The organism is Streptomyces sp. NPDC048389, assembly GCF_040706335.1.
In the GTDB taxonomy this organism is placed as follows: domain Bacteria; phylum Actinomycetota; class Actinomycetes; order Streptomycetales; family Streptomycetaceae; genus Streptomyces.
In genome coordinates this window covers 1-10,088 of record NZ_JBEZKP010000100.1, presented here as the reverse complement: position 1 = coordinate 10,088, position 10,088 = coordinate 1, and the positions used below count along the sequence as shown (strand labels likewise).

The following is a 10,088-nucleotide window of genomic DNA, read 5'->3' as shown; positions in this document are numbered from 1 at the left end:
GGCACGGCCGCCGGAGCGAACGCCTTCAGCGCCAGATGCAGCATGACGATGGAGTCCTTGCCGCCGGAGAAGAGGACCACCGGCCGCTCGAACTCACCCGCCACCTCGCGGAAGATGTGCACGGCCTCCGACTCGAGCGCGTCCAGGTGGGACAGCGCGTACGGGCTGTCGACGTGTCGGCCGATCGCGGGCACGGTGGTCATGCCAACCCCCTCTGGGTGAGCAGTGCGTGCAGCGCCACCACGGACTCCTCGACGCTCTGGCGCTCGGTGTCGAGCCGTGTGTCCGGCCGGCGCGGTGTCTCGTACGGGTCGTCGACACCGGTCAGGCCGGTGAGGCGGCCCTGCGCGTGACGGGCGTACAGGCCCTTGACGTCGCGGGCGGAGCACACCTCCACCGGGGCCGCCACATGCACTTCGAGATAGGCGGTGCCGGACCGCTCATGGCATGCGCGCACCGCCTGCCGGCTCTCCTCGTACGGGGCGATCACCGGAACCACGGCGAGGATGCCGTTGCGGGCCAGCACTTCGGCGATCAGTCCGATGCGCTGGACGTTGGTGTGCCGGTCCGCGCGGCTGAAGCCGAGACCCGAGGACAGGGAGGCCCGCAGTTCGTCGCCGTCGAGCACCTCGACCCTGCGGTGCTCGGTGCGCAGGCGTTCGGCGAGCGCGAGGGCGATGGTCGACTTGCCCGCGCTGGGCAGTCCGGTCAGCCAGACGGTGGCGCCCGGCCAGCAGGTGCACACCGACGCGGATGCCGGTGCGGGGTGGGGTGCGGTGAAAGTCATCGGCCGACCTCCGTTGCCACTTTGGTGTGTTCGGGTACGGGACGGGACTCGGCTGCGAGCTGCTCGGTGTCGTCGGCCTGCGCCGGGGTGTCGGCGCCGATGGTGGCCTCCGATGCGCCCTCGCGGGGCAACTGGAGAGTGAGCAGGCCGAGCACCACGGTGGTGGCGGCGATCAGGACGTAGTACCACATGAAGCTGCCGGTGAGGTTCTTGAGAAGGCCCGCCGCGTAGCTGCCCGCGATGCCGCCGACGCCTTGGGTGACATTGGTGACGCCGAAGATCACGGTCGCGGCGGCGCCCTTCGCCATCTTGGACACATACGCCGGCACGAGGCCGTAGATGGGGTAGAAGGCGAGCGCGAACAGGACGCCTGAGACGAGCGGCAGATAGCCGACGGGGGCGACGACGAGCAGCACCGACGAGAGGAACATGCTGCCGTAGCACATCACCAGCGTGATCCGGATGCCGATGCGGTCCGAGAGCCAGCCCACGGCGAAGCCGGCGAACATGCCGATGACGCCGATGACGCCCCAGACCTGGGCGGCGAAGTTGATGTCGAATCCCAGGCCCTCGCGCAGATAGGGCGAGAGGTAGTTCTGGAACGGCATGGAGGCGAACCCGTTCAGGAACTTCATCACCCAGATGATCAAGACCCAGCGCACCAGCACCATTCGCCAGCCGGCCCTCGCGCTGTCCTTGCGTACGGCGGCGCCCGGCCATCTCGGGCTCGGTGAAGGTGACCGTGCCGTCCGCGTCGATACGCTCGATGCCGTCGGCGACCTGGCACTGCTCGTTGATCCGCACGGCCCGTTCGGGGGTCAGGCCGTCGGGCAGGTCGAGGGTGCCGCCGTCGCGTCCGACCCGCACCGGGTAGCCGCCGGGCAGCCCGCCGGGTGCCGGGGCGTGCGCGAGGATGCCACTGTCAGTCGGGCTCAGGTCGACACCACGGGCCTCGGCCTCGTACTGCAGATCGAGGTTGGCGCCGAACCGGCCGATCATATGGGTGAAGACGGCACGGCAGCGGGACGTGTCCACCCCGTCGGCGCGGGCCCGCGCCAGGCCCCGCTCGACGGCGCCCGCACACGCCATGAACTGCGGAACGGTGTACGACAGGGTGCTGTTGACGGAGATGCCGCGCGCCACCAGTTCCTCGATCACCCGGTAGCCCTCGGCGGACCCCGGCACCTTGACCATCAGGTTCGGGGCCAACGTGGCGAATTCCAGGGCCTGTTCGAGCATACCGTCGGTGTGGAACGTGCGGCGCGGATCCAGCCGGCCCGACACCCAGCCGTATCGGCCGTCCGATGCCTGCCAGACGGGCATCATCTCGGCGGCGGAGCGCCGGAGGACGTCAAGATGGACGGCGGCGTAGATGTCCTCCACATCGGCCATGGGCCGGTCCCCGATCAAGGCATGGACCCGGGTGTTCCACCGTTCCGGAGCGGCCAGCACGCTCCTGGCGACCAGAGAGGGGTTGGTCGTGCCCCCACGCACCAAAGAGTTCCGCGGATTCCGGGGGGGCGAGGAAGCGGGCCAGTTGCTCGGCCCACCTCCCGCGGGTCGTGAGGTCGGGAGCACTCATCAGCAACTCGTCGCGCCAGGCAGGGAAATCGAGCGGCGAGGAGTCCCACCAGATCTCGGCTGATTCATTGACGTGCTGAAGTCGTTCGAGAACGCTCGGCATGGAGTCACCGTTTCTGGGCGTTGTTGTCCGACGCGTCTTGTGCGTGCCTTCCGGCGCGACATCGTGAGCGGGTCTTGGCACGCTCGTGGGTGGATTGCTTCTGAGCTCAGCTCTGGACGGTCACGGTGCTCACCGGCCGGCCCACCGGTCGATGAGCACCGGCAGCTGAGCCATGGCACTGAACGGCACGGCGCCGGCTTCCCGGAGCGAGGCCGCCATGCCACTGTCCGGAGGCGCGTAACCGAACACCGTCATCCCCGCGGCGACTCCCGCCCTGACGCCCACCACACTGTCCTCGATCACCGCGCAGTTGGCGGGGGCCGAGCCCATGGTGCGCGCGGCGTGCAGGAAAAGGCCGGGATCCGGCTTCCAGCTGCCGACCTCGTAGGCACTGTGAATGCGGCCCTCGAAGTGCTGGAGCAGGCCGGTGAGACCGAGGGTCTGGTGGATCTTCTCCAGGGGAGCGCTGGAGGCGACGCAGTTGGGGAAGAGTCAGGCCGCGCAGCACCTCGGCCACGCCCGGGACGGGGCGCAGGGCCTCGGCGAACCGCTCAGCGGCGCGCCTGCGGAAGGACGGGATGAAGTCGTCAGGTACGGGGCGGGCACTCATGCCGCCCAGCTCGGCCACCCATTCGGCGACCTTCCGGCCCCGGAGGAAGGCGAGCGCCTCCTTCTCGGTCAAGGCGAGGCTCAAGTCGTCTTCCGCCATCGTGCTCAGCACCTGTGCACTGGGCCTCTCGCTGTCCACCAGCACGCCGTCGCAGTCGAACACAAGGAGACGGCCTGCCATCGGTTCAGGTCGTTCTCGAGGGCGGACAGCCGAGCGAGCAGTTCGGCGCGTTGTCATGGGGGGCTGCACCGGGATCACGCCACGTGCCGCTGAAGGCCGGCGGTGCCTTCCGGGAGATCTGTGGTCGTGGTTGCGGTGCTTGCGGAGTTCTCGGCGCTGTCGGCGCCCTCGGCTCCACGGGCGGGGCCGGCTTGCCAGGCCATGGAGCCGGTGCTGGAGATCGCGGACGTCCCGTCGACCGTGGTGCTCTGCGCGGTGAGCACCGGTACGGCTACGGCGACGGCGTGGGCGGCCCCGGCGGCGGTGACACGGGTGCGGAACATGAGGGCTCCTTGAAGATCACTGAGATCGACTTCTCCTCAACGCCTGCATGCGTCAGCAGTTGAGTTGCTACCAGCTCGGTCACCTCGGGCGCCCGGTGCCGGTGATGAGTTTCCCCAGCGCACGGGGGCCCGGAAGACTTCGCATCTGGACGGAACCGGCACTGGCCGCTTCAGTCCCGGCAGCGGAACCGAACGGCGTCGGCCGAGGCGTACCTCCCGTGCGGCGCCCGCTTGTTCCAGGAGCATCGCCGCGGCCTGCGACGACGACTTCCGCCGCCCGGGGGAACACGGCCCGTGCAGCCGCGCCAGCACCGGCCGTCGCGGGCGCCCGACCCGTCGCTGCTGCCCACGCCGCCCCCGGCAGCAAGAACCGCCTGCTGATGTCAAGGCCGTCGAGCAGCCGGCCGGGCAGACCCGTCCGGTCCGCACGGTGATGCCCTGGTGGTGCGGCGATTCGCTGCGCGAAGAGCGGACGACCGCGGCCCGAATGCCGTCGGCGCATGTGGGCTCCCGGTCCACCCGCGCACTCTCCCGAAGGACTCGGCGCGGCGGCCGGTTGGACGGCCGAGGTCCGGGGAACCGGTGGGGGATGAACGACGACGATGCTGACGAGACGCCGCAGGAGCGGATGGCGAAGGCCGAGCTCTACCTGGAGTCGGTCAAGGCCCGGATGGATCCGGAGGATTTCGAGACGCTGCATCAGGCCGTGAACGAGATGAGCCGCCTCATCACCGAGGGGGACGAAGGTGTTCTCGAGGCCGGTGACCGCGAGAACTTCGCAGGCGCCGTCCAGCGCGAGTTCCTGGCCGTGATGGCGATTCTGACCACCGGGCGTATGGACCACCATGTGATCGACATGCCGGGCCCGGACGGCAGTGCCGGCTACGCGGTCGTCACCCCGGAAGTCGCCGACGACCCGGCGGCGCTCGCGGAGCTGCGCCGGCAGATCCACCAGTGGTCCATCGAGCAGCAGGCGATCAACAGCGAGTTGGACGGCATCGCCAGAGCCAGCGGCATCGACCCCGACGACTGACGCCCGGCGGGGCCCGGAGCCGGCCGCAGCGCAGCGGCCGGAGACCGCGTCCCGTGCCGGCGCGCGGGTGCGGCCGCGGAAGGCGGACCACGGGCCGGCCGCAAGGAGCGGCATCGCCCGCCCGCGCAGGAGCATGCCGGCCGGGCTCGTCCGCACACCGGACCTGCGACAGGCGTCGGAGCAGGCGCATCGGCACGGGGACCGGCCGGGCCGTCAGCGGCGCGGAGGGCTCTCGAGCCGAGCGCCGAGGTCGAGGTCGAGGTCGAGGCCTTCGAGAGTGCCGGGACCGCCGGCACCAAGCACTGAGCGGCGGCTCCCGGAACGTCCTCCCCCGCGCCGGCCAAGGGCTGTCCCGTCATCCCCGGTGGATCAGCGCGCGGCGTCGGGTGCGGTGCGTCGCAAGGCGGAGGGCCGTCCTCATACTGGGTGTATCTCGGCGATTCGACAACGCAGCGAGGTACCGTAGCCGTGGTCGTGCGCCGCCGGGGATTGCGGGACAGCCTCAGGCGCCCGCGTCCGCACTCTTGCCCTCGTCCGGGCGCAGGGCGTCGAGGATGAGGGTGAGGCCGAAGGTGAACTCTTCGGCGTAGTCGTAGCCGGGCTTGAGGGCGTGCTCGGTGACGAGCTCGGTGAGGTGCGGGTAGGCGTCCGCGGGCATGTCGCGCAGGATGGCGCCCGCGACCTCGTCCAGCTCCGCCGATCCGCTGAACGGCAGGCTCACCTCCTGGAGTACGAAGCCGTACAGATAGCTGTCGATCAGCGAGAAGGCGTGCGCGGCCATCGGGACGGAGAACCCTCCGGCGCGCAACGCGCCGATGACGGCGTCGTGATGGCGCAGGGTCGCGGGGCCCGGCCGGCTGCGGGAGTCCATCAGGGCGACGGCCCAGGGATGGCGCCGGAGCACGGCGCGGGCGGAGGCCGCGCGGTCGCGCATGGCGCTCTTCCAGTCCGTGTCGCGCGGGGGCAGGTCGATCTCGCCGAACACCGCGTCCACCATGCCGTCGAGGACGTCCTCCCTGCCCGAGACGTGGTGGTAGAGCGACATCGCCTCGACACCCAGCGGTTCGGCGACGGCGCGCATCGTGAGCGCGGCCGCGCCTTTCTCGTCCGCCACCGCCATCGCAGCGCGGATCACCCGCTCGCGACTGAGCGGGGCGCGCGCCCGGCCCTTGCCTCCCTCGGGCATCGACCTCTCCCTTCACCGGCGCTTGACTGCCTTACAACATAAGGCTAGCGTACCTTACAAGATAAGGTCAGCATTCCGCGAAAGGACCGCGCCATGGACACGGATCGTGTGAAGAAGGTCTGCATCGTCGGGGCTTCGGGGAAGCTCGGGCAGTACATGGTCCGGCACGCACTGGACCGCGGCTACGAGGTGGTCGGCGTGTGCCGGGAGCGCAGCGTGCCGAAACTGGCCGCGTTCGAAGGCCGGATGACCGTCGTTCCCGGCCCCACGAACGATCCGGAAGTGATCCGGCGGGCAGTCGCCGGGTGCGACGGAGTCCTGACGGTGCTGGTGCCCTGGGGGGTGCAGCAGTACGCGTCCGGCACGGCCCAGGCGGTGCTCGACCACGCACGGCCGGGCGCACGTCTGGTCTTCTCCTGCGGCTGGCACATCACCCGCGACGGCAAGGACACGTACTCGTGGATGTTCCGGGCGGGCGTCCGGCTCGCCGCCGTGCTGGGCAAGCTCGTCCGCGCCGTCGAGATCGACGACCAGGTGGAGGCGTGCCGCCGGGTGTTCGCCAGCGACACCCGGTGGACCGTGGTACGCGGCAGCACCCTGGAGGAGGGCGAGAGCCAGGGCCTGCCGGTGTGGAGCCGGCACGTGGGCGACCCGGTACTGGCCGGCAACCTGACGCGCCGTGTGGACTTCGCGCTGTTCATGGTGGAGGCGCTCACCGACGACGCGCTCGTCCAGGAGGCCCCGGCGATCGTCGGCCGCCTCACCCCGAGCGCCCTCGCCCACTCCGGCGTCGACGACCGCGGCTAGAGACGGCTAGAGATCGTCTTCGACGTTCGGGTCCAGAGCAGGATCGCGGCGACGTGACGGCGGCTTGGCCGGACTCACGAGTCCGGTGACAGCGAGCGGCCGGCCCGCGCCACTGCTTGAGCCTTCACCCGCTTCGTCCCTGTCGGCTCCCCTCTTCTTGCCACCGGAGACATGCTGGTGAGCCCGCGACGGTGGAGTCGACCGAGACAGTTGGTCGATGTCACCGGCCGCGTCCTTCTCCGCCTGGACGGCGGGCAGCATGCGCGAGAACCACTCGATCACCTTGAAGACCCCTGGCGCGCAACGTGGTAGCGGAGGTAGACGATGTGTGAGCTGAACGTGCGGGTCTCCACGAGTTCGAGATCCACCCTGCGCTCACGCTGGGGAAAGAACGGGATGCCACCGCCGACCAGCACCGGGTGGACCCTCACCCGGTACTCGTCGATGAGACCCGACGCGGCCGCCTCGGCGGCGAGAGTCGCGCCGCCGATCGCGATGTCGCCCTCCCCGGGCTCGGCCCGCAACCGCCCGATCTCCTCCGTCAGCCCGCCGGAGGCCAGGCGGGCATTGCCCTGCACCGCCGACAGCGTGGTGGAGAACACCACCTTCGGGAGTGGCTTCCACAGCGCGGCCCACTCGAGCACCGAGTCGTCGAGCGATGAATCCCGGTCGGCCGTCTCCCAGTACAGCATCGTCTCGTACAGCCGTCGCCCCAACAGGTGGACGCCGACCTCTCGAATCTCGTCGGTGACGAAGCGAAAGACCTCCTCGTCGGGCGCCGTCCAGTCGAAGTCGCCGTCCGGCCCGACGATGTAGCCGTCGAGCGAGACGCCCATCGAATAGGTCACCCTGCGCATCAGGAGCCCTCCTCGGTAACGGGTTCGCCAGTACGACCGCAGGCCACCACAGGGCTCGTCGCGACGCGAGATCTTTCAGATCTCCCCGCCCCACGCGGAGAGTGTCACGAAGGGCGGCGATCTCTCACAACACGGCTCAGGCGTGTTGTCCGGACAGCTGGAACCCGGCCTCTTCTTCGGGCAGACCGAGCCCGCGGGTGCGGCCGTCGGCGCCGGAGGAGCGGTCGGTACGGTGCGTACGGCGGCTGCTAAGACCTGTCCCGTAACTGCTGGTCAGGAGTGAGATGATCTTGGCGTGTCTGGTGTGATCACGGCTTCGCAGCCCTCCTGGATAGCCCCGTTCAGCGGGTTGAGCCCGCGCCAGTTCGGCAGGCTGGTCACCGCGCTCCGGCGCGAGGGTGCAGATCCGGTGCGCAAAGGCCGGCCGTGGAGTCTGCCGCTGGAGGACCGCGTGCTGCTGGTCGCCGCGTACTGGCGGACCAACCTGACCTTGCGCCAACTGGCGCCGCTGTTTGGGGTGTCGAAGTCCGCGGCCGATCGCATCATCGACCACCTCGGGCCATCGCTCGCGCTCCAGCAACGCAAGCGGTTCTGCAAGGACACCGTGCTCATCGTGGACGGCACCCTGGTCCCCACCCGCGACCACAGTGTCGCCGAGCAGTCGAAGAACTACCGGTACTCCACCAACCACCAGGTCGTCATCGACGCGGACACCCGGCTGGTCGTCGCGGTCGGCCGTCCTTTGCCCGGCAATCGCAACGACTGCAAGGCATGGGAGCTGTCCGGTGCGAAGGCCGCCGTCGGCAGGACCACGGTCATCGCGGACGGCGGCTACCGGGGCACCGGCCTGGTCATCCCGCACCGCCGCGAACCCGGCCAGAGCGAACTCGAAGCATGGAAAGAGGAACACAACACCTCGCACCGCAAGGTCCGCGCCCGCGTCGAGCACGCCTTCGCCCGGATGAAAACCTGGAAGATCCTCCGCGACTGCCGCCTCAAAGGCGACGGCGTCCACCACGCCATGCTCGGCATCGCCCGCCTGCACAACCTCGCCCTCGCCGGGTGACGAAGGAACGAGCAGGTCAGCGAACACGTCGTAGATCATTTACGGGACAACGCTTAGGGAGCGTATTTCGTTGTGATCATCAGGTTGCCCGGGTGAGATCTCTGAGCCAGATCATCGAGGCGCGCAGGTGAAGGCCGGCGAGGTAGCTGTCGGGGGTCTTGTCGTAGCGGGTGGCGATGCCTCGCCAGGCCTTGAGCTTGTTGATCAGACGTTCGACGGTGTTCCGCTCCTTGTAGAGGTCGGCGTCGTGGCTGACGGGCCGACCGCCTCTGGAGCCCTTCTTCTTCCGGTTGGCGGCCTGGTCCTTCTTCTCCGGGATGACCGCCTTGATGCGGCGTTTGCGCAGGTGGGCGCGGTTGCCGCGGGACGAGTACGCCTTGTCCCCGGCGACTGCGCCGGGCCGGGTGCGGGGACGGCCGACGGCCCCGCGGACCCGTATCTTCTTCAGCACGGGGATGAACTGCGGGCTGTCGGCGGCCTGTCCTGCGGTCAGGATGAATGCCAGCGGCCGGCACTTGCGGTCGGCCGCGACGTGGATCTTGCTGGTCTGCCCGCCCCGCGAGCGTCCGAGGAGGGCGGCCTTCAGTCGGAGTTTGTGCCGTCGCCGGATGCGTCGTCGTTCTTCCCGCTCAGGATCACTTTCGGCCCCCTGCCCGGTTTGTTCGCCGCAGTCGCCCCCTTTGACCTGGCCTTCTCCGCCTCGGAGGCGGCTTTCTCCAGGGCGGTGAGGACCTCCTCCTCCAGGTGCATCCCGGCCGCGTCGTGGTGGGCACGGGCGGTAGTGGAGTCGATGTCGACCAGGGACAGGTCCACCTCACCGCGCTTCGCAGCTTCCGCGATCAGGCCCTCCATCAGGGCCTCGAAGACCCCGGCGTCACGCCACTGCCGGAAGCGGTTGTGGACGGTCGACCAGGCACCGAACTCTGTCGGCATCTCCCGCCACTGGCCGCCCGTTTTGAACCGCCAGATCACGCCCTCGAACTGCTGCCGCAGCCGCTCGGGGTACGGGCCGTACTCGCCGATCGGCAGGTACGACTCGATGAACTCCCACTCCACATCCGTCAGTTGCACGCGAGTCACCCGAGAAGGTCTACCTGCCCAGACACCGTCGTGCGGGCAAAACTCGAAGATTGATCACGACGCAATACGCTCCCTAGCAGCGCTGGGCGGGCTGGTCGCGGGGCTTCTCTTCGCTCTGAGTGGGCGTTTGATGTTGATTCGCGATGGGTATTTAGACCCATTTTGCCGCATTTATTGCTAACGCGCACAGCCTGAAATACCTGGAAACTCCGCACTGGTGGGAATCTTTTGCCTCATTGCTAAACCAGACGGAATCCAGTGCCGAGAAGCGGATCAAACGGGCACGCAAGGTGGCGCACGGAAGGCCGTGAAGGCGTACGTAAGGCGCGAATCAGCTCAAAGATTGTTGGCCACATGAGCGACTTAGTGCCACAGTCTATCCTTACTGACTTCGGCTCGTTAGGGTGATCCGTCTCGAAGTGCCTGATGATGCGGCGCGGTTGGTTGTATTTCCTGGCGTGTGAGATATGCGGAT

Annotated in this window: 9 protein-coding genes and 4 pseudogenes; 3 read left to right on the top strand and 10 right to left on the bottom strand. The window is 68.9% G+C overall.

Translation table 11 applies throughout. The features are described 5' to 3' along the window. From AB0903_RS33790 to AB0903_RS33760, 7 genes and pseudogenes are all read right to left on the bottom strand, one after another. Positions 1-203, bottom strand: a 203-nt coding sequence (locus AB0903_RS33790; RefSeq protein ID WP_366708573.1) for a phosphoadenosine phosphosulfate reductase family protein, incomplete at its 3' end; no start/stop codon positions are given. Further along, positions 200-787 (bottom strand): adenylyl-sulfate kinase, encoded by a 588-nt coding sequence (gene cysC / locus AB0903_RS33785; RefSeq protein ID WP_366708575.1) that lies wholly within the window; start codon positions 785-787, stop codon positions 200-202. The genes AB0903_RS33790 and cysC, both read right to left, overlap by 4 nt. Next, positions 784-1,458, bottom strand: a complete 675-nt coding sequence (locus AB0903_RS33780) for an MFS transporter (protein ID WP_366708571.1) — start codon at positions 1,456-1,458, stop codon at positions 784-786. The genes cysC and AB0903_RS33780 overlap by 4 nt, the downstream gene beginning before the upstream one ends. Positions 1,459-1,897: 439 nt before the next feature. Then, positions 1,898-2,239: pseudogene (locus AB0903_RS33775) on the bottom strand (transaldolase family protein); the annotation flags it as partial. 361 nt (positions 2,240-2,600) lie between these two features. Further along, positions 2,601-2,936 (bottom strand): annotated as a pseudogene (locus AB0903_RS33770) (HAD-IA family hydrolase); the annotation flags it as partial. A 40-nt stretch (positions 2,937-2,976) separates the two neighbouring features. Then, positions 2,977-3,261 (bottom strand): annotated as a pseudogene (locus tag AB0903_RS33765) (HAD hydrolase-like protein); the annotation flags it as partial. Between the two features lie 74 nt (positions 3,262-3,335). Beyond that, entirely contained in the window at positions 3,336-3,584 is a 249-nt protein-coding gene (locus AB0903_RS33760; RefSeq protein WP_366708569.1) for a hypothetical protein, read from the bottom strand. Between the two features lie 589 nt (positions 3,585-4,173). Here AB0903_RS33760 and AB0903_RS33755 point away from each other — a divergent pair. Next, on the top strand, positions 4,174-4,617 hold the full coding sequence (locus tag AB0903_RS33755; protein WP_366708567.1) for a hypothetical protein: 444 nt from the start codon (positions 4,174-4,176) through the stop codon (positions 4,615-4,617). 502 nt (positions 4,618-5,119) lie between these two features. Here AB0903_RS33755 and AB0903_RS33750 read toward each other — a convergent pair. Continuing rightward, positions 5,120-5,803: a TetR/AcrR family transcriptional regulator gene (locus tag AB0903_RS33750; RefSeq protein ID WP_366708566.1), complete on the bottom strand. Its 684-nt coding sequence runs from the start codon at positions 5,801-5,803 to the stop codon at positions 5,120-5,122. Between the two features lie 93 nt (positions 5,804-5,896). Here AB0903_RS33750 and AB0903_RS33745 point away from each other — a divergent pair, with 93 nt between their 5' ends. Then, positions 5,897-6,610, top strand: a complete 714-nt coding sequence (locus AB0903_RS33745) for an NAD(P)H-binding protein (RefSeq protein WP_366708565.1) — start codon at positions 5,897-5,899, stop codon at positions 6,608-6,610. A 278-nt stretch (positions 6,611-6,888) separates the two neighbouring features. Here the strand turns inward: AB0903_RS33745 and AB0903_RS33740 are convergent, their stop codons facing one another. After that, complete coding sequence (locus AB0903_RS33740) at positions 6,889-7,467, bottom strand: dihydrofolate reductase family protein (RefSeq protein ID WP_366708564.1); 579 nt, start codon at positions 7,465-7,467, stop codon at positions 6,889-6,891. Between the two features lie 295 nt (positions 7,468-7,762). Between AB0903_RS33740 and AB0903_RS33735 the strand changes: the two genes are divergently transcribed. Then, positions 7,763-8,533, top strand: coding sequence for a transposase (locus AB0903_RS33735; protein ID WP_366708563.1), 771 nt, complete (start codon positions 7,763-7,765; stop codon positions 8,531-8,533). A 79-nt stretch (positions 8,534-8,612) separates the two neighbouring features. On the opposite strand, the pseudogene AB0903_RS33730 reads toward AB0903_RS33735, so the two are convergent. Beyond that, positions 8,613-9,613 (bottom strand): annotated as a pseudogene (locus tag AB0903_RS33730) (IS5 family transposase). Positions 9,614-10,088 lie beyond the last annotated feature (475 nt).

What these genes read in the sequence shown, in the direction of transcription:
- AB0903_RS33740 (WP_366708564.1), bottom strand. Translation starts at nt 7,467, where the DNA reads ATGCGCAGGGTGACCTATTCGATGGGCGTCTCGCTCGACGGCTACATC.
- AB0903_RS33780 (WP_366708571.1), bottom strand. Translation starts at nt 1,458, where the DNA reads ATGGTGCTGGTGCGCTGGGTCTTGATCATCTGGGTGATGAAGTTCCTG.
- AB0903_RS33750 (WP_366708566.1), bottom strand. Translation starts at nt 5,803, where the DNA reads ATGCCCGAGGGAGGCAAGGGCCGGGCGCGCGCCCCGCTCAGTCGCGAG.
- cysC (WP_366708575.1), bottom strand. Translation starts at nt 787, where the DNA reads ATGACTTTCACCGCACCCCACCCCGCACCGGCATCCGCGTCGGTGTGC.
- AB0903_RS33745 (WP_366708565.1), top strand. Translation starts at nt 5,897, where the DNA reads ATGGACACGGATCGTGTGAAGAAGGTCTGCATCGTCGGGGCTTCGGGG.
- AB0903_RS33760 (WP_366708569.1), bottom strand. Translation starts at nt 3,584, where the DNA reads ATGTTCCGCACCCGTGTCACCGCCGCCGGGGCCGCCCACGCCGTCGCC.
- AB0903_RS33755 (WP_366708567.1), top strand. Translation starts at nt 4,174, where the DNA reads ATGAACGACGACGATGCTGACGAGACGCCGCAGGAGCGGATGGCGAAG.